Origin of the sequence: Streptomyces sp. NBC_00158 (assembly GCF_045160885.1) — a bacterium.
Lineage (GTDB): Bacteria > Actinomycetota > Actinomycetes > Streptomycetales > Streptomycetaceae > Streptomyces.
Genome location: NZ_CP108161.1, coordinates 2,483,404 through 2,500,569 on the forward strand (window position 1 = coordinate 2,483,404; position 17,166 = coordinate 2,500,569).

At 71.7% G+C, this 17,166-nt stretch carries 17 protein-coding genes; 6 read left to right on the forward strand and 11 right to left on the reverse strand.

Features of this window, described 5'->3' with window-relative positions; translation table 11 throughout:
* Window positions 1-15 precede the first annotated feature (15 nt).
* A complete protein-coding gene (locus OG553_RS11000) occupies window positions 16-1,620 on the forward strand; it encodes a PucR family transcriptional regulator (protein WP_405978794.1) in 1,605 nt (534 codons plus the stop codon).
* 8 nt (window positions 1,621-1,628) lie between these two features.
* Here OG553_RS11000 and OG553_RS11005 read toward each other — a convergent pair whose 3' ends face one another.
* From OG553_RS11005 to OG553_RS11020, 4 genes are read right to left on the reverse strand one after another with little or no spacing between them, the layout of a single operon-like run.
* Entirely contained in the window at window positions 1,629-2,351 is a 723-nt protein-coding gene (locus tag OG553_RS11005) for a sulfite exporter TauE/SafE family protein (RefSeq protein ID WP_405978795.1), read from the reverse strand.
* 32 nt (window positions 2,352-2,383) lie between these two features.
* Entirely contained in the window at window positions 2,384-3,142 is a 759-nt protein-coding gene (locus OG553_RS11010) for a fumarylacetoacetate hydrolase family protein (protein WP_405978796.1), read from the reverse strand.
* A complete protein-coding gene (locus OG553_RS11015; protein WP_405978797.1) occupies window positions 3,130-6,024 on the reverse strand; it encodes an FAD-binding and (Fe-S)-binding domain-containing protein in 2,895 nt (964 codons plus the stop codon). The genes OG553_RS11010 and OG553_RS11015 overlap by 13 nt, the downstream gene beginning before the upstream one ends.
* Window positions 6,025-6,083: 59 nt before the next feature.
* Window positions 6,084-6,821, reverse strand: coding sequence for a 2OG-Fe dioxygenase family protein (locus OG553_RS11020; protein ID WP_405978798.1), 738 nt, complete (start codon window positions 6,819-6,821; stop codon window positions 6,084-6,086).
* 491 nt (window positions 6,822-7,312) lie between these two features.
* Here OG553_RS11020 and OG553_RS11025 point away from each other — a divergent pair, with 491 nt between their 5' ends.
* Entirely contained in the window at window positions 7,313-8,143 is an 831-nt protein-coding gene (locus OG553_RS11025; protein WP_405978799.1) for a helix-turn-helix transcriptional regulator, read from the forward strand.
* 237 nt (window positions 8,144-8,380) lie between these two features.
* On the opposite strand, the gene OG553_RS11030 is transcribed toward OG553_RS11025, so the two are convergent.
* Genes OG553_RS11030 through OG553_RS11045 form a run of 4 tightly spaced genes read right to left on the reverse strand, consistent with a single transcriptional unit; the run spans window position 8,381 to window position 10,939 of the window.
* The gene (locus tag OG553_RS11030; RefSeq protein ID WP_405978800.1) at window positions 8,381-9,151 is read right to left on the reverse strand and encodes a hypothetical protein; all 771 of its coding nucleotides are present in this window, start codon (window positions 9,149-9,151) and stop codon (window positions 8,381-8,383) included.
* Window positions 9,135-10,352 (reverse strand): hypothetical protein, encoded by a 1,218-nt coding sequence (locus OG553_RS11035; RefSeq protein ID WP_405978801.1) that lies wholly within the window; start codon window positions 10,350-10,352, stop codon window positions 9,135-9,137. Before OG553_RS11035 ends, OG553_RS11030 begins: the two co-directional genes overlap by 17 nt.
* 54 nt (window positions 10,353-10,406) lie before the next feature.
* Window positions 10,407-10,661, reverse strand: coding sequence for a Txe/YoeB family addiction module toxin (locus OG553_RS11040; RefSeq protein WP_405978802.1), 255 nt, complete (start codon window positions 10,659-10,661; stop codon window positions 10,407-10,409).
* Window positions 10,658-10,939 (reverse strand): type II toxin-antitoxin system Phd/YefM family antitoxin, encoded by a 282-nt coding sequence (locus OG553_RS11045; protein ID WP_405978803.1) that lies wholly within the window; start codon window positions 10,937-10,939, stop codon window positions 10,658-10,660. The genes OG553_RS11040 and OG553_RS11045 overlap by 4 nt, the downstream gene beginning before the upstream one ends.
* Window positions 10,940-11,378: 439 nt before the next feature.
* Between OG553_RS11045 and OG553_RS11050 the strand changes: the two genes are divergently transcribed.
* On the forward strand, window positions 11,379-11,630 hold the full coding sequence (locus OG553_RS11050; RefSeq protein ID WP_405978804.1) for a hypothetical protein: 252 nt from the start codon (window positions 11,379-11,381) through the stop codon (window positions 11,628-11,630).
* Window positions 11,630-12,022, forward strand: a complete 393-nt coding sequence (locus tag OG553_RS11055; RefSeq protein ID WP_405978805.1) for a DNA-binding protein — start codon at window positions 11,630-11,632, stop codon at window positions 12,020-12,022. The genes OG553_RS11050 and OG553_RS11055 overlap by 1 nt, the downstream gene beginning before the upstream one ends.
* Before the next feature lie 129 nt (window positions 12,023-12,151).
* Here OG553_RS11055 and ychF read toward each other — a convergent pair whose 3' ends face one another.
* On the reverse strand, window positions 12,152-13,240 hold the full coding sequence (gene ychF, locus OG553_RS11060) for a redox-regulated ATPase YchF (RefSeq protein ID WP_405978806.1): 1,089 nt from the start codon (window positions 13,238-13,240) through the stop codon (window positions 12,152-12,154).
* Window positions 13,241-13,390: 150 nt separating this feature from the next.
* Between ychF and OG553_RS11065 the strand changes: the two genes are divergently transcribed.
* Window positions 13,391-13,888 carry a DUF6542 domain-containing protein gene (locus tag OG553_RS11065; protein ID WP_405978807.1) on the forward strand — a complete coding sequence of 166 codons (498 nt, stop codon included), beginning with the start codon at window positions 13,391-13,393 and terminating at the stop codon, window positions 13,886-13,888.
* On the opposite strand, the gene ppgK is transcribed toward OG553_RS11065, so the two are convergent.
* Window positions 13,882-14,673 (reverse strand): polyphosphate--glucose phosphotransferase, encoded by a 792-nt coding sequence (gene ppgK / locus OG553_RS11070; RefSeq protein WP_405978808.1) that lies wholly within the window; start codon window positions 14,671-14,673, stop codon window positions 13,882-13,884. The two genes, OG553_RS11065 and ppgK, sit on opposite strands and share 7 nt — an antisense overlap.
* A gap of 21 nt (window positions 14,674-14,694) precedes the next feature.
* Window positions 14,695-15,699 (reverse strand): 4-hydroxy-3-methylbut-2-enyl diphosphate reductase, encoded by a 1,005-nt coding sequence (locus tag OG553_RS11075; RefSeq protein WP_405978809.1) that lies wholly within the window; start codon window positions 15,697-15,699, stop codon window positions 14,695-14,697.
* Window positions 15,700-15,785: 86 nt separating this feature from the next.
* On the opposite strand from OG553_RS11075, the gene OG553_RS11080 reads away from it, so the two are divergent.
* Complete coding sequence (locus OG553_RS11080) at window positions 15,786-17,159, forward strand: APC family permease (RefSeq protein WP_405978810.1); 1,374 nt, start codon at window positions 15,786-15,788, stop codon at window positions 17,157-17,159.
* Window positions 17,160-17,166: the final 7 nt, after the last annotated feature.

Sequence of the window (17,166 nt, forward strand, 5' to 3'; positions counted from 1 at the left end):
GAGAGTCTGACGGTCATGCGGCTGCGCGAACTCCTGGACACCGACGAGCTGGGGCTGCTGCTGCTCGTGGGCGCGGACGCCGGCGACGAGGTGCTCGACCGCGCGGTCCGGGCCGTTCCGGTCATCGACCTGGCCGACCCCGGGCGCTTCCTCTCCGGCGGGGAGCTCGTCCTCACCGGGCTGGCCTGGTGGCGGGGGGACGGGGACGCCGAGCCGTTCGTACGCGTCCTCGCGCGGGCGGGCGTCACGGCCCTGGCCGCGGGGGAGGTCGAGCACCGGCTCGTCCCGCACGACCTCGTACGGGCCTGCCGACGGTACGGCCTGCCGCTGGTCGCGGTGCCGCCGGAGACCTCGTTCGCGTCGGTCACCGAGTACGTGCTGCACCGCCTGCACCGCCGGGAGGTCGGCAGCCTCGCCGCCGTGGTCGAACGCCACCGGCGGCTGCTGGCCGACCGGGCCGCCCCCGACTCCGTACTGGAGCTGCTGCGGCAGAGCCTCGGCCTCGACGTGCGCGTGCTGTCGGCGACCGGGCGGCAGATCGCCGGGGCGCACCCGCCGCCGCACCCGCGGACGGCGGCTGCGCTGGCCGCGCGCTACCTGGCGGCGCGCCGGGCGGGCGAACCGGTCCCCCACCGGGTCACGGTCGGGGACCGCGCGTACTCCCTCCTGCCGGTGCCCGGTGCCACCGGGCCGGCCTGCGAGCTGGCCGACTGGCTGGTGGTGGTGGAGGCCGACGTCTCCGGCTGGCCCGCGCCGGACGCGGAGCTCCTGGACCGGGTCGGCGAGCTGCTCGGCGACGCGCGGTTCGCGCACGAGGGGGCGAAGGCGGCGCTGCGCGACCTGGCCCGCCGTTCCCTCGACCTGGTGCGCGGCGACGTCCCGGCCGAGGAGATCCCCGTACGGCTGCGGAGTACCGCGCAGTCCGTGGTCAGCGGGGTCGTCCACTGGCCGCGCTGCCAGTACGTGGTGGCCGACGGGGTCCCGGCCCGGGCCCTGCGCGTCCTGCTGGAGGAGGCGCTGGTCGAGCCCGACGGCCCGGCGCCGGTGTCACCGCTGGACATCGCCGCCACCGTGGAGGCCGAACGGGCGGTGCTCATGGTCCTGGTGCCGGAACCGGCGCCCGGCGTCGACTGCGCCGCCCTCCAGCGGCGGCTCGCCGCGGCCCTCGCCCGCTGGCTCGGCCCGGGAGAGGCGGTGTCCGTCGGCGTGAGCACCCCGGTGGACGACCCCGGCAACGCCCGCCGTGCGCTGGACGAGGCCCACAACGCGCTGCGGGTGGCCCGCCAGGCCCCGGACCGGGTGACCGTACGCGGCCCCGGCGACCTCACCGCGCACGTCCTGTCGCTGCTCCCCCTCATCCCGGCGGACGCCCGCCGGGCCTTCGCGGACCGCCACCTCGGGCCGCTGCGCGAGCACGACCGCCGGCACCGGACGGAGCTGCTGGCCACGCTGGAGGCGTTCCTCGACTGCGACGCGTCCTGGTCCCGGACCGCGGCCCGGCTCCACCTGCACGTGAACTCGCTGCGCCACCGCGTCGCCCGCATCGAGGAGCTGACCGGCAGCGACCTGGCCCGGCTGGAGACCAGGCTGGACTTCCTCGCCGCCCTGCGGGCGGTCTGAAGGGCCCGTCAGGCGGCGGCCACGCGCAGGACCACCGACAGGGAGCTGACGACCAGCAGGCCGAGGACGACCCGGCGGAAGCGCTCGGCGTTCAGGCGGTGGAAGACCTTCTCGCCGGCGAATATCCCGATGAACAGGGCCGGTACCCCGACGAGGAGCATCTGCCCCACGGTCGCGGTGAGCTGGCCGCTGATGCCGAAGCCGACGAGCGCGGCCAGGCTGGTGCCGGAGAACACCACGCCCAGGGTGGCCCGCTGGACCCGGGGCTCCAGCCGCATGCTCTGGAACGCGGCGACCATCGGCGGGCCGTCGATGCCGGTGGCGGCGAAGGAGGCTCCGGAGAACAGGCCCACGGCCATGACCATCTTCAGGCCGCCGCCCAGGGTGATCTTCCGCCACACGATGAACGTGCCCATCAGGACCACCGCCGTGATGACGAACAGCAGCACCCGGGAGGAGAGCGTGGCCAGCAGCCACACCCCGAACGGCACGCCGGCCAGCCCGGACAGCAGGGTGGCCGTCATCAGGCGGCGGTCGACGTGGCGCCAGTCGCGCACGGCTATCCACAGGCTGAGCGGGGCGGCCATGATCCCGGCCACCACCACCGCGCTCGCCGGGTCGATGAGCAGCGCCAGGGGCGGGACGGCCACGAGGGAGAAGCCGAAGCCCGCCGTGGTGCGTACGACGGAGGCGGCGGCCAGCACCAGGAAGGCGCCGAGGAGGATCAACATGGGGCAGGGGTCTCCAGGTCGGGCGGCGCGGTTCAGACGACGGGGTTGGTGAGCTCGCCGATCCCCTCGACGGAGACCGTGACCCGATCGCCGCGCCGCAGCGGTCCGACACCCGCCGGGGTGCCGGTGAGTACCACGTCACCGGGGTGCAGGGTCATGGCCGAGCTGATGTGGCTGATCAGGCGGTCGACGGGGTGCACCATACGGGAGCTGTTGCCGTCCTGGCGGATCTCTCCGTTGACCGTGGCCCGGACCGCGAGCGCGCGGGGGTCGAGTTCGGTCTCCACCCAGGGGCCGAGGGGGCAGAAGGTGTCCGAGCCCTTGGCCCGCCACCACTGCCGGTCCGGGCCCTGGAGGTCGCGGGCGGTGACGTCGTTGGCGCAGGTGTAGCCGAGGAGGTGGTCGGCCACCTCCTCCGGCTTCAGGTCGCGGCAGGTCTTGCCGATGACCGCGGCGAGCTCGGCCTCGTGGTGGAGCTCGTCGGTGTAGGAGGGCTTGACGACGGCCTCGCCGGGGCCGATGACGGCACTGCCCGGCATGAGGAAGACGAGCGGCTCCTCGGGCACCTCGTTGCCGAGCTCCGCGGCGTGCTCGGCGTAGTTCCGGCCGATGGCGAGGACCTTCCCCGGGGTGACGGGGGCGAGCAGCCGGACCTCGGCGAGGGGGAAGCGGGGCGCGTCGTCGGACACGTCCAGGGGGCCGAAGGGGCCGTTGACGAGCGGTACGACCTCGTCGTCGGCGAGGAGTCCGTAGCGGATCGTGCCCGCCTTCTCGAACCTTACGATGCGCATGATCCACTTCCGTTCCGGGAGTTCTTGCCGGGGGTGTTGCCGCGGGCGTTTCCGGGCAGGGCGCGCAGCAGCAGCTCCGCGAGGTGTTCGGGGCGGTGCGAGCCCTCCTGGGAGATCTGCGTGCGGCAGGAGAAGCCGTCGGCCACCACGGCGGTGTCCGGCCCGGCGGCCCGCAGCTTCGGGTAGAGCTCGCGCTCGGCGGCGCCCTGGGAGACGTCCCAGTGCCCCGGTTCGTAGCCGAAGTTGCCCGCCATGCCGCAGCAGCCCGCGGAGACCACGTCGGCGGTGACGCCGAGCCGGCGCAGCACCTCGGTCTCCGGCCCGTGGCCGTGGCCGGCCTCCTGGTGGCAGTGCGGCTGCATCACGGCGTCCTGGTCGAGCGTGCCGAAGGGCCAGGGGCCCTCGTGCTCCGCGACCACTTCGGCGAGGGTGCGCACCTGCCGGGAGAGCCTGCGCACGACGGGCGAGTCGGGCAGCAGTTCGGCGGCCTCCTCGCGCAGGGTCTGCGTGCAGGAGGGTTCCAGCCCGATGATGGTCCGGCCGGCTTCGAGGTGCTCGCGCAGGGCGCCCACCGAGCGGCCGAGGACGGCCCGGGCGGTGCCGAGCTGGCCGGTGGAGTGCCAGGTCAGGCCGCAGCAGACGGGGCCGTCGGGCAGGACGACCTGGTATCCCATGGCTTCCAGGACCCGGGTGGCGGCCTGGGCTCCGCGGGGGTCGAGGAGGTTGCTGAAGGTGTCGGGCCACAGGACGACGGTGCCGGCGCTGCCCGGCTCGGCGGCGGCCGGGGCGGAGGCGGGTGCCGGGGCCGGCTTGCGGTAGTGGAACCACTGCCTGAAGGTCTGGGACGGCAGTTCCACCAGGGGCCGGCGGGTCTCCAGCCCGGCCAGGGCGCTCAGCCGGGCGGCGACGGGCGCGCGCCGCGTCAGCCGGTTGAGCGTACGGGGGGCCACGGAGGCGAGCCGGGCGAGCACCGGCAGCCAGCCGAGGGTGTAGTGGGCGCGGGGCCTGAGGCGTCCCTCGTAGTGCTTGCTGAGGAACTCCGACTTGTAGGCGGCCATGTCGACGTTGACCGAGCAGTCGCTCTTGCAGGCCTTGCAGGAGAAGCAGAGGTCGAGGGCTTCCAGGACCTCGGTGGAGCGGTAGCCGTCGGTGATCGTCTCGCCGCGCAGCATCTCGCTCAGCACCCGGGCGCGGCCGCGGGTGGAGTGCACCTCGTCGCGGGTGACCTGGTACGAGGGGCACATGTGGCCGGTGTCGTTGCGGCAGCTGCCGACGCCCGTGCAGCGGTGCACGGCGTTGGTGAGCGAGCCCTGGTCGGCGCCGAAGCGCTGCACCAGGGGCAGTTCGTTGCGGTCGCGGCCCGGTCCGGGGCGGATGTCGGCGTCGAAGGGTGCCGGATCCACGATGATGCCGGGGTTGAGCAGGTTGCGCGGGTCCCAGATCTCCTTGAACGCGGCGAAGGCGCCCATGAGTTCGGGCGAGTACGTACGGGCCAGCAGCTCGGAGCGGGCGCGGCCGTCGCCGTGCTCGCCGGAGGCGCAGCCGCCGTGCGCGACGACGAGGTCGCCGGCGGCGGTGATGAACTCCCGGTAGGCGGCGATGCCCTGTTCGGTGCCGAGTTCCCAGTCGACGCGTACGTGCAGGCAGCCCTCGCCGAAGTGCCCGGTGATGGTGCCGGTCCGCCGGTGTTCGGCCATGAGGGCGTGCAGGTCCCGCAGGTATCCGGAGAGCCGCTCCGGCGGGACGGCGGAGTCCTCCCAGCCGGGCCAGGCCTGGCGGCCGTCGGCCATGCGGGTGGCGATGCCGGCGCCGTTGCGGCGGATGGACCAGATGGCGGCGGTCTGCACGGCGTCGGCGGTGACGAAGCTGGTGGCCCCGGTCTCGCGGGCGAGGCGTTCGGCGTTGGCGATCGCGTCGGCCTCGTCGGTCCCCTCGATCTCGCAGTACAGCCAGGCCTCGCCGCGCGGCAGCAGGTCGATGCCGGGGGCGCGGCCGCCGCGCGAGCGCAGCGCCTCGACCAGGGGGGCGTCCAGTCCCTCCACGGTCAGCGCGCCGGCCTTGGCCAGCGAGGCGCCGCAGTCGGCGGCCGCGTAGACGTCGGGGAAGCCGAGGACGAGGAGCACCCGGGCGGCCGGGAGCGGGGTGAGGGCGATCTTCGCGCCGAGCAGGACGCCGCAGGTGCCCTCGGTGCCCACGAGCGAGCGGGCGACGTGGAAGCCCTTCTCGGGCAGCAGGGCGCCCAGCCCGTACCCGGACACCTGGCGGCCGAAGCGGCCGAGTTCGGTGCGCAGCGGTGCGAGGTGGTGGTCGCGCAGCCGCTTGAGCCGGCGGTCGATGTCCGGGTCGCCGCTGGAGCCGTGGCCGGCGTGGATCCGGCGGCCGTCGGCGAGGAGCAGGTCGACCTCCTGGGTGATGTCGGCGGTGGTGCCCCAGGCCACCGAGTGGGCACCGCAGGCGTGGTTGCCGATCATTCCGCCGATGGTGCAGCGGGAGTACGTGGAGGGGTCGGGGCCGACGGTGAGGCCGTGGGCGGCGGCCCGGTCCCGGAGGGTGCCGAGGACGACGCCGGGCTGGACGGTGGCGGTGCGGGCCTCCGGGTCGAGTTCGTCGATGCGGTTCATGTACCGGGAGAAGTCGAGGATCAGCCCGGTGCCGATGGAGTTTCCGGCGATGGAGGTGCCGCCGCCCCGGCAGGTGATGCCGACGCCGTGTTCGGTGGCGATGCCCACGGCGACGGCCACCTGTTCCTCGTCCCGGGGCTCCAGCACCGCGGTCGGCATGACGCGGTAGATCGAGGCGTCGGAGGTGTAGGCGGTACGGGTCCGCACGTCGGTGCGGGCGGCGGGCAGCCGTGACTGGAGGTGCCTGGTGAAGTCGTTCATGGCGTCTTTCCCGGGTGGCGGGGAGGGGCGGGGCGGCGGCGGTCAGGGGTTGCGGTCGGTCAGCCGGCGGAGCCGTCGGCCGGGAGCGGGAAGTAGTCGATCAGCAGCATGTCGCGGACACCTTGCCGGACTCCGGAGGCGGGCTCGATGGCGGAGACCCCGTGGAAGACCCTGCGGTCGTCGATCACGATCGACTCGAACCGCCGGAGCAGCGTGGTGCTGTGGAGGGGGCGGCGGTCGCGGTCGTACAGCTGCGATTCGCCCCCCTGGACGTCGGTGCGGCGCATCAGGACCTGCGCCACGTAGTGGTGGCCGTCCTCGTGCACGCCCTCGGGGGCCGGGAGGCCCTTGGCGTCGCGGGTCGCGGTGATGCGGATCTGGTGGACGCCGACCCCGGTGGTGGCCGGGTCCAGGTCGCCGGGTACCCGCTCGGCGAAGAAGCGGATGAGGGTGTGGAGCACTCCGCCGGCGGCCACGTCGTCGGCAAGCGGGGGGAAGTGCCGGTCGACGCCGCCGTGCAGGGAGTTCACCTCGGCGGACTGGTGGAAGGCGCGCGGCGGGTCCTGCACGAGTTCCCCGCCGGAGAAGTGGAAGAGGCCGTGACGGCAGCGGCGGTAGTCCGCGCCGTCCTTCATGTAGGCGTCGACGGGCATTTCCTCCCAGGACTCCAGGAAGAGCTTGATCTCGCTCGCCGTGTGGACGTCCAGGGCCTGCGCCAGCTCCTCGTCCGAGAAGTACCTGTACGGAGGGTTGATATCAGCGGCCGGGCTCTGTGAACGTATTGCCTCGGTCGTCACCACGAACTCCCTTTATCGGTTTCTTCGACATTGCCGCGATGAATGCGGCAGCACCGATGCTGGCCGGGATGGGAGCGCCCGGACAAGGCCGGAAACAGGTTCGGAAACCTGCACCGCAGGAACACGCGGAAGAACTGGAATCACACCCTCCGGCCGAATTCACATCCCCGCCCGAAGACGTGATCAAAGTCTCCAGCCGGCCTGGATGCCGGTCGAGTTTGAGTCAACTAGCCTGGTAGGGAGCGCCAGTTGCCAGCATGGGGGAAAACCCGATGACGCCTACGTTTGGTACACCTCTCGAATCACTCCGATCCCAGGACATTCAGCTCTACCGAGAGCTGCTCGCGCAGGATTCGGCGTCCTATCCGCCTGCGGCTCCTGATTCCGCCTCCGGGGAACGGTCCCCCGAAGCCCGCGAGGATTCCCTGGAAAGACTCCTCTCGTCCGGCCTCGCCGTTCCGGACGACCGGAGCAGCAGCGGCTTCACCCCCGTGAATCCCGAGACGATCGGCAGCCACGTCGTGGCCGAGATCCTGGAGAACTCCGCCCGGTCGGCGATCAACCTGCTGCGGCTCCGGGACGAATTGGGTCCGGTGGTAGCCGAATACCGGAACAGCCGCCTGCGGAACACCTACGGGTACGTGACGCACACCGACCACCCGAACATCAACGCCGCCATCCGGCTCGCGGCCCGGGAATGCCGCTTCGAGGTGCTCACCTCACAGCCCGGCGGGGGCAGGTCCGAAACCGTCCTGAGCGAGTCGCTGCCCGCCACGCTGGAGATGCTGGACCGCGGGGTGCGGATGAAGACGATCTACCAGCACAACGCGCGGTCCAGCGCGGCGACGCGCAGGTTCGTGCACACCGTCCAGCAGCGCGGCGCCCGGGTGGCCACGCTGGACGAGAACTTCGACCGGCTGATCGTCTTCGACAGAACGGTGGCGTTCATTCCCGAGGACGACGACGGCCGGGTGGCCGCGGAGATCCGCGCCCCGGCCGTGGTCTCGTTCCTCGTGGCCCTCTTCGAACGCTCGTGGACCAGGGCCGTCCCCTTCACCCCGCCCGGCCGCGACCGGGCCACGACCCGCATCACCGACGACCTGGAACGGGCCATCATGCGGCACATCGTCGCCGGTGACACCGACTCGGTGACCGCCGCGCGGCTCGGCATCAGCGTGCGCCGCTGCCAGGAGTACGTGGCGAGGATGTCCGCGCGGCTGGGCAGCCGCAGCCGGGCCCAACTGGGCTACCTGATAGCCAAGTCGGCGCTCCTCGACGGCGCCCCGGAGGAGCCGGCCCCGGCCCCGGCCCGCTCCGCCTAGGCCGCCATGCGGGCGCCGCGGCGCCCGGCCGGACTCGTCACGCCCCACCCGATGTCACTGGCCGACGGGGCGATCAGTACCGCGGCGGGAACGGGGGCGATGGCGAAGCGGCGCATGGTGCCTCTCTCATGGATACCGAACCGGACTGGTACCGCCATGTTCACGCGGCAAGGGCCACCCCTTCAACACCCGGAGGGGGTGGTGAACCCGCACTGCGGGAACACGCAGGGGTACGTGTCAGACGGGCGGCAGCAGATCGCTGCCGCTGACGGTGTACGCGAGCGGCGGGTACCGGAAGTCCGTTTCCTGGTTCTCCCGCCGCCGCAGCCGGTAGAACTCGCGCGCCTGCTCGTCGTCGGCCGCCACCAGGCGCGCACCCTCCGGCAGGTACGCGTGCCCGTCCCGGAACCGTACGAGGGTCTTCGAGGTCCGGAAGGTCACTCCCAGCCACTCGTTCTCCGCCGCCGGGGCGGCCGCGTCCAGCACGATCCTGTGCCTGAGCCGCCGGTTCGCGCCGACGGAGAACACGACGACACCGTCGTGGGCGAGGGGCACCTCGAACTCCTGGCCCCCGTCCCCCTTCTCCTCGAAGACCAGCTTCCGGAGCGGACCCGTCCCGGGATTCCGGTAACAGGAATACACGGCGATGAAGGAACCACCGGCCAGGTCGAGGGCCTGGTCGGAGTGGGCTCCCATCTTCCGGTAGGCGTCCGTGTACCTCTCGACGAGGGCGTTGTTGAAGCCGGCCGGAAGCCCCGCGCACTCCTGGATCCGCCGCGCCAGCCGCTCGTGCACCGCCCCGAAACGCTGCGCCGGGCTGCCGTAGCGGGTGGTGGTGCGTACGAGGGGCACCCCGCCCGCCTCGTCGACCCTGGTGAGGACGCCGCCCCGCCGCCCCTTCCCCAGCTCCTCCCAGCGGACCGACGCGGACAGCTCCGCGAAGGGGTCCTCCCCGGCCGGCAGCGCATACGGGACGACCCCGTCGGGGAGCCTAGATCCGAGGGGCAACGTAGTCTCCCGCGTTCATGCTGAACAGCAGCTCCGGACCGTAGTCGACGAAGGCCGAGCTCCTGTTCTCCTCGGCGTACAGCCGCCGCAGCTCGTCCATGCCCTCCGGCGTGGGCGGCCCCAGCTCGACGAGACCGCCCGCCCCCTTGAGGAACGTACCGCCGTCCTTGTGCACGGCTTCGGCGCTCGAACAGCGCACCACGTACCCGAGGCGCGTCGGGAGCAGCCCGGCGTCCAGGGCCGAGGGCCGGATCTCGTGCGTGTACAGGCGGTTGGTGGACAGCGGCATGAAGAACACGGAGCCCGGGTGGAGGGTCACGGTGAACCGCTCGGGCAGCGCGGCCCCTCCACCCCCTCCTGCCGGGTCCTTGAGGCGGAACCTGAGGCTGGTCAGCCCGTCCTCGTCCAGGGGACCCGGCCGGTCGTAGAAGGTGCAGAAGGCCATGACCCCGTTGGCGGGCATGTCCTTGGTCTTGTCCGCGTGCGCCGATATCCGGGCCTTGGACTGCTTGCGCCCTTCCGCGGCACGGGTGTTGTGGTAGACCTGCGCGAGGACGTGGTTCAGCGGCGCGTGGCCGCGGAACACGGTCGCGGCCTCGCGGTTCAGGGCGTCGACGATCTCCGTGTCGGTCGGGCGGAAGCCCTCGGTCGGCCCGGAGAGGTTCGTGGAGCAGCGCAGCAGCCGGAAGTGCAGCTCCTCGCCCTCCTGCGTGACGGGCGTCAGGTAGATCCCGCTGCGGTGGGCCGTCCCGGGCTTGGTGGACTCCGTCAGCGCCTGGAACTCGTGCTCGGCCCGGATCCGCCCGAAGTGACCGTCGCCGGGCTCGAAGAACCGCCGGTAGTACACCCCGGCCCCGTGCACCCGGACCGGTACCCGGCCGGTCCCGACGGAGGTCCACGCCCCGCCCGCGTCCCCGTACGCGTCCCCGTACGCGTCCCCGTACGCGTCCCCGTACGCCGGCTCCCGGACGACGAACACCCGTTCCGCCCCGTCCAGCCGGCGCTCCCCGATCGCGGACACGTCACCGCACAGGTACACGGTCTTCCCCGCGAGGTCGCACGCCCCGGAGACGACCTCCTCCGGCGTGACCACGGCCCCGAAGAAGTCCCGGCCCAGATCACCGCCCCGCAGCTCCGCGGGCACGACGAGCACGTTGCCCGCGTCCTCGATCCTTGCCTCTGCCGACCCTGCCGCGTTCATCGGACGGTCCCCCCTTCGCGAGGAATTCGGTTACTACCCGCACCACATGAGCGGTCAGTAGCGGTACCGGGCCGCGAGGATGACGATCTCCTTGTCCGTGACCAGATAGACAAGGCGGTGCTCATCATCGATCCGTCGCGACCAAACCCCCGGCAAGTGGTACTTCAGCGGCTCGGGCTTGCCGATTCCCGAGAACGGGTCACGCTTGACGTCCTCGATGAGCTTGTTGATCCTGGCGAGCATCTTGCGGTCGTTCTTGAGCCAGGACGTGCAGTCCTCCCAGCCCTGGCCCTCGAAGACGAGCCTCACGCGGCACCCGTACCAGCGTCCACCGAGTCGGGATCGATCAGTTCGCGCTCCGACACGTTGATGTCGGCCAGGGCGTTCTCGTACGCCTTGAGCAGCCGGCGGGCGTTCGCCGGGGAGCGCAGCAGGTACGAGCCCTCGCGCAGCGCCGCGTAGTCCTCGGCCGAGACGAGCACGGCATTGCCGTGCTTGGAGACGATCTCGATGGCCTCGTGGTTCTCGTTGACCTTCTTGATCAGCGGAAAGAGTTCCTTGCGGGCTTCACTCGCCGTTATGGACATGTCCTCACCCCTTCCCTCAAGTGGTACCTGATAACGTACCACTCTCGACACCCTCCAGCAGGGTCGAGCGACTGCCCGGATGGCCGGATGTCCCAGCACGGGTAAACAGCAAGGGGTCGACTCCCGACGGTGTCGACCCCTTCTGACCTGCATGTTTTCCACGTCAGCGACGTGGTGTCAGTTCATCCGCTCATACGTTGAAGCGGAATGCCTGCGGCCCGATCCTGACCTGCGGCGGAGCCCCCATCCAGGGCTCTGACCAGCCATTTCTCCGTTGGCATGCGTTGGCTCCCGATGACTGTTTACGAGTGTCCTGCGGACTGGCTGCGGACCGGGCGGTCCCGCAAGGCGGAGGACGGAGTGCCCGAGCCGCTTCTTCCGCGCCGCCGCCGCGACCATTCACACCCACGGAGTTACGACCGCCGGTAGGATCGACACCATGAGCGGTAGCAGAAAGTACTCCGTCAGCCTGCCCGAGGACCTCGCCGAAGCCGTACGCGCCCATGTCGGGCCCGGCGGCTTCTCCGCCTACGTCGCCGAAGCCCTGGAACAACGGGTCGCCATGGACAGGCTTCGGGAGATCGTCGCCGACTTCGAGACCGACAATGACGAGCTCACCCGCGAGGAGGTCGAGGCCGCCCGCGCGCTGCTGCGCCATGACCACCGACAGGTCGGCGGTGCCGCCGCCTGATGCCTGGCACCCTGCTGCTCGACAGCGAAGGACTCTCCAAGCTCTACCGCAAGGACCGCACCGTCGTGGCGATGGTCCAGGCGGCATCGGAAGAGGGCGTCCGCGTGGCCACAAGCGCCATGACCACCCTCGAAGCCGACTACGAGCGCGTCCACCCCGCCCGCATCAAGTGGGTCCTCTCCCGCATCGACGTTCACGACGTCACCAGGGAGATCACCGACGAGGCTGCCGCCCTCCTGCGCACTCACCACCTTCACGGCCACAAGTACGCCATCGACGCCGCCTTCGCCGTCATCGCCCGCAACGCGCCGCAGCCGGTCACCGTCCTCACTTCCGACCCCGAGGACCTGACGCTTCTCTGCGGCCCCGCCGTAGAAGTCATCAAGGTCTGAAACGCCCGCCGCGCCCAGTCGGCCGGCGCGCCGCCGACACCCCGCGCTCGACAGGCGAGGACCCCAAGCGGACAGGAGAACGTGCCTGACCTGCCAACTGGCAGGTCAGGCACGTCACTTGATGAATGGTCAGACGTTGAAGCGGAACTCCACCACGTCGCCGTCCTGCATGACGTAGTCCTTGCCCTCCATGCGGGCCTTGCCCTTGGCGCGGGCCTCGGTGACCGAGCCGCAGTCGACCAGGTCCGCGAAGGAGATGATCTCGGCCTTGATGAAGCCGCGCTGGAAGTCGGTGTGGATCACGCCGGCCGCCTCGGGGGCGGTGGCGCCCTGCTTGATGGTCCAGGCGCGGGTTTCCTTCGGGCCGGCCGTCAGGTACGTCTGGAGGCCCAGGGTGGCGAAGCCGACGCGGCCGAGGGTGGCGAGGCCGGGCTCGTCCTGGCCGACCGACTGGAGGAGTTCGAGGGCCTCGTCGTCGTCCAGCTCCGCGAGGTCCGCCTCCAGCTTCGCGTTCAGGAAGATCGCCTCGGCCGGGGCGACCAGGGCGGCCTGCTCCGCCTTGAAGGCCTCGTCCGTCAGCTCGTCCTCGTCCACGTTGAAGACGTAGAGGAAGGGCTTGGTGGTCAGGAGGTGGAGCTCGTGGAGGAGGTCGCCCTGCTCCGTGCCCTTGGTGATGCCCTTGGAGAAGAGGGTGTCGCCGGCTTCGAGGATCTTCTTCGCCTCGACGACCGCCGCCAGGACCGCGACCTTCTCCTTCTGGAGACGGGACTCCTTCGTCAGGCGCGGCTCGGCCTTCTCGATGGACTGGAGGTCGGCGAGGATCAGCTCGGTGTTGATCGTCTCGATGTCGTCCTTGGGCGAGACCTTGCCGTCGACGTGGACGACGTTCTCGTCCTTGAAGGCGCGGATGACCTGGCAGATCGCGTCGGACTCGCGGATGTTCGCCAGGAACTTGTTGCCCAGGCCCTCACCCTCCGAGGCGCCGCGCACGATGCCGGCGATGTCGACGAAGTCGACCGTGGCGGGGAGGACCTTCTGGGAGCCGAAGATCTCCGCCAGCTTGCCCAGGCGGGGGTCCGGGACGCCGACGACGCCGATGTTCGGCTCGATGGTGGCGAACGGGTAGTTGGCCGCCAGCACGTCGTTCTTGGTCAGGGCGTTGAACAGGGTCGACTTGCCGACATTCGGCAGGCCGACGATTCCGATCGTGAGCGACACGTTGGCGACTTCCCGTAGCTGGAGGGGGCGGCGGCCCGGAGGTGGGCCACCGGACAGTTTACTTTCCGATGAGCGGCACTCGTTGTACGCGTGTCCGGGCCCGGGTTCGGGGCCCTTCCCGCCTAGTTTGGTGGGGTGGAGCAATACAGGATGCGTTCGGTACGTCACCCGCAGGTGCCCTCCCGCGTTCCCGCCCGGGTGCCCGCCCAGTCGCGGCGCCCCGCCGCGCCCCGCCGGCTGCCCCGGCCCATGCTGACCGGGTTCGGCGCCGGGCTGTTCGCCTGCCTGGCGATGCTGCTGGTGGCGGGGGTGTGCCGGCTGCTCTTCGGCTCCTCCCTCTTCGCGTACGGGCTGCTCTTCCTGCCCGTCGCCGCCGCGGTCGGCGTGTGGGTGCGGCCCGCGGACCTGGTCACCGCCCCGATCTCGGCCCCCATCGCCTTCGCCGCCGGGGTGTGGCCCGTCTCGGGCGGCTCCGGCGGCCTCGGCGGGCAGCTCATGGGGGTGGTGTCCGCGCTGTCCCTGCACGCCGGGTGGCTGTACGCGGGCACCCTCGCCGCCGGGCTGATCGCGCTCGTGCGCCGGGCCGCCCTGAGCGGGCGCAAGCGGGCCGCCCGGCAGCAGCGCAGGACGGCCGGCGCCGCCTACTGAGCCCCGGACGCCCCTGAGGCCCCTGAGGCCCCTGTCGCGCCGTCCGCGCGGTCGCGGGCGGCCATCGCCGCGCCGACGATCCCCGCGTTGTTCTGGAGCTTCGCGGGGACGATCTCCGCCCGGATCCCCTTGACCAGCGGCAGGAACTTCTCCGGCTTGCGGCTGACTCCGCCGCCCAGGATGAACAGGTCCGGGGAGAAGAGCATCTCCACGTGGGCCAGGTACTTCTGCAGCCGGTGCGCCCAGCGCTCCCAGCTGAGGTCCCCGTCCTCCTTGGCCTTCACCGAGGCCCGGGTCTCCGCGTCGTGGCCCTTGAGCTCCAGGTGGCCCAGCTCCGTGTTCGGCACGAGCCGTCCGTCCTGGAAGAGCGCGCTGCCGATGCCCGTGCCCAGGGTGAGCAGCAGCACCGTGCCGGGCACCCCGCGCCCCGCCCCGTACGTCATCTCGGCGACGCCCGCCGCGTCGGCGTCGTTGAGGACCGTGACCGGCCTGCCGTCCAGCCGGGCGGAGAGCAGGGCCGCCGCGTCGAGGCCGATCCAGCCGGGGTCGACGTTGGCGGCCGTGCGGGTGACGCCGCCCGTGACCACTCCCGGGAAGGTGACGCCGACGGGGCCGTCCCAGGAGAAGGCGCCGACCACCTCCGCGACACAGCCGGCCACCCCCTCGGGGGTGGCCGGCTGTGGGGTGAGTACCTTGTGGCGCTCCTGTGCCAGCTCGCCGCGGGCCAGGTCCACGGGAGCGCCCTTGATGCCTGAACCGCCGATGTCCACACCGAAGATCTGCATGGACATACGGTACGAAAGGACTTACTTCTCGGCGACCAGTTCCGCGGCCTCCGCGCGCAGGTCGCGGCGCAGCTCCTTGGGCAGGGAGAAGACGATGTGCTCCTCGGCCGTCTTGACGATCTCCACGTCCGCGTAGCCGCGCCGGGAGAGCCATTCCAGGACTTCCTCGACGAGGACCTCCGGGACGGAGGCGCCCGAGGTCAGGCCGACGGTGGTGACGCCGTCCAGCCAGGCCTCGTCGATCTCGCTGGCGAAGTCGACCAGGTGGGCGGCCTTCGCGCCGGCGTCGAGGGCGACCTCGACGAGGCGGATGGAGTTCGAGGAGTTCTTGGAGCCGACGACGATGACGAGGTCGGAGTCGGCGCCCATCACCTTGACGGCGGCCTGCCGGTTCGAGGTGGCGTAGCAGATGTCGTCACTGGGCGGGGAGACGAGCAGCGGGAACTTCGTCTTCAGCGCGTCGACGGTCTCCATGGTCTCGTCGACCGAGAGGGTGGTCTGGGAGAGCCAGACGACCTTGGACTCGTCGCGGACCTCGACCTTGGCCACGTCGTCGGGGCCGTCGACGATGGTGATGTGGTCCGGGGCCTCGCCGGAGGTGCCGATGACCTCCTCGTGGCCCTCGTGGCCGATGAGGAGGATGTCGAAGTCCTCGTTGGCGTAGCGGACGGCTTCCTTGTGGACCTTGGTGACCAGCGGGCAGGTCGCGTCGATCGTCGCGAGCCTGCCGCGCGCCGCCTCCTCGTGCACCACGGGCGCCACGCCGTGCGCGGAGAACATCACGATGTTGCCGGGCGGGACCTCCTCCGTCTTCTCGACGAAGATGGCGCCCTTCTTCTGCAGCGTCTGGACGACGTACTTGTTGTGCACGATCTCGTGGCGGACGTAGACCGGAGCACCGTACTGCTCCAGGGCCTTCTCGACGGCGATCACGGCACGGTCCACACCCGCGCAGTAACCGCGGGGGGCGGCGAGCAGGACGCGGCGGGAGGCGGGAGCAGGGGCGGCAGCAGTCATGTGCTCCATCGTACGGGGGTCTCCAGCAGGCCGTACGTCGCCCGTTCGGCACAGACTTGGCCGAACGTACGTACCGACCGTCATCCGGAGGACCGATGGCATCCGCTACGGATTCCAGCACGGCGGCCCCCGCGGCGCTGCGCCGGAACCTGGGCTTCCGCGACCTGGTGGTCTACGGGCTGCTCTTCATCGCCCCCATGGCCCCGGTGGGGGTCTTCGGGACCCTCGACGCGAAGTCGCACGGCGCGGTCGCCCTGGTGTACCTCGTCGCGACCGTGGCGATGGCCTTCACGGCCTTCTCGTACGCGCAGATGGTGCGGGTGGCCCCGCAGGCCGGCTCGGTGTTCACGTACGCCCGCAAGGGGCTCGGCGAGGGGGCCGGGCTGATCGCGGGCTGGATGGCGATGCTCGACTACCTGCTGATCCCGGCGGTGGCGTACCTGTTCTCCGGGATCGCGATGAACGCGCTGGTCCCGGAGGTGTCCCGGTGGGTGTGGACGGCGCTGGCGGTGGTGGTCACCACGGCCCTGAACCTGTGGGGCGTACGGGCGGCCGCGCGGGTGGGCTTCGCCGTGCTGGCCATGGAGATCGTGGTGCTGCTGGTGTTCCTGGTGGCTGCGGTGACCGTGCTGGCCCAGGGCGGGGCCCGGCGCGGCTGGCTCTCGCCGCTGACCGGGGACGGGTCGTCGGCCTTCTCGGCGGCGGCCGTGCTGGGCGCGGTGTCCGTCGCCGTCCTGTCGTACCTGGGCTTCGACGCCATCGCCTCCTTCGCGGAGGAGGTCACCGGGGGCAGTGCCCGGGTGGCGCGGGCCGTGCTGTTCTGCCTGGCGCTGACCGGGGTGCTGTTCGTGGCGCAGACCTACCTGGCGGCGCTGCTGTCGCCGGCGTCCTCGGCGGAGCTGGCGGCCGACCCGGGGCGGCAGGGGCCGGCCTTCTACGACGCGGTGGAGGCCTCGGTCGGGCCCTGGCTGCACGACCTTGTGGCGGTGAGCAAGGCGGTCGGGGCGGCCTTCGCGGCGCTGGCCGGGCAGGCGGCGGCGGGGCGGCTGCTGTTCGCGATGGCCCGGGAGCGGCGGCTGCCGCGGGTGCTGGCCCGCACCTCGGGCGGTACCCCGAGGGCGGCACTGCTGGTGGCGGCCGCGGTGACGCTGGTGGCGGCGGTGTGGGCGGCCCGGCGCGACGCCGGCCTCGGCCACCTGGTCTCGGTGGTGGACGTGGGGGCGCTGGTGGCGTTCACCCTGCTGCACGCCTCGGTGGTGGGGTGGTTCGTGGTGCGGCGGCGGGCGGGGGCCCCGGTGTGGTGGAAGCACCTGGTGGTGCCGGTGCTCGGGGCCGCCGTGACGGTGGCCGTGATCGTGGAGGCCTCCTGGACGGCCCAGCTGGTGGGGGCGGTGTGGCTGCTGGCGGGCCTGGGGCTGCTCCTCGTACAGCGCGGGCGTACGGGCGGCGACACCCGGCACGCGGCCTGAGACGCTG

What these genes read in the sequence shown, in the direction of transcription:
- OG553_RS11000 (WP_405978794.1), top strand. Translation starts at nt 16, where the DNA reads ATGCGGCTGCGCGAACTCCTGGACACCGACGAGCTGGGGCTGCTGCTG.
- OG553_RS11005 (WP_405978795.1), bottom strand. Translation starts at nt 2,351, where the DNA reads ATGTTGATCCTCCTCGGCGCCTTCCTGGTGCTGGCCGCCGCCTCCGTC.
- OG553_RS11010 (WP_405978796.1), bottom strand. Translation starts at nt 3,142, where the DNA reads ATGCGCATCGTAAGGTTCGAGAAGGCGGGCACGATCCGCTACGGACTC.
- OG553_RS11015 (WP_405978797.1), bottom strand. Translation starts at nt 6,024, where the DNA reads ATGAACGACTTCACCAGGCACCTCCAGTCACGGCTGCCCGCCGCCCGC.
- OG553_RS11035 (WP_405978801.1), bottom strand. Translation starts at nt 10,352, where the DNA reads ATGAACGCGGCAGGGTCGGCAGAGGCAAGGATCGAGGACGCGGGCAAC.
- OG553_RS11045 (WP_405978803.1), bottom strand. Translation starts at nt 10,939, where the DNA reads ATGTCCATAACGGCGAGTGAAGCCCGCAAGGAACTCTTTCCGCTGATC.
- OG553_RS11050 (WP_405978804.1), top strand. Translation starts at nt 11,379, where the DNA reads ATGAGCGGTAGCAGAAAGTACTCCGTCAGCCTGCCCGAGGACCTCGCC.
- OG553_RS11055 (WP_405978805.1), top strand. Translation starts at nt 11,630, where the DNA reads ATGCCTGGCACCCTGCTGCTCGACAGCGAAGGACTCTCCAAGCTCTAC.
- OG553_RS11065 (WP_405978807.1), top strand. Translation starts at nt 13,391, where the DNA reads ATGCGTTCGGTACGTCACCCGCAGGTGCCCTCCCGCGTTCCCGCCCGG.
- ppgK (WP_405978808.1), bottom strand. Translation starts at nt 14,673, where the DNA reads ATGCAGATCTTCGGTGTGGACATCGGCGGTTCAGGCATCAAGGGCGCT.
- OG553_RS11075 (WP_405978809.1), bottom strand. Translation starts at nt 15,699, where the DNA reads ATGGAGCACATGACTGCTGCCGCCCCTGCTCCCGCCTCCCGCCGCGTC.
- OG553_RS11080 (WP_405978810.1), top strand. Translation starts at nt 15,786, where the DNA reads ATGGCATCCGCTACGGATTCCAGCACGGCGGCCCCCGCGGCGCTGCGC.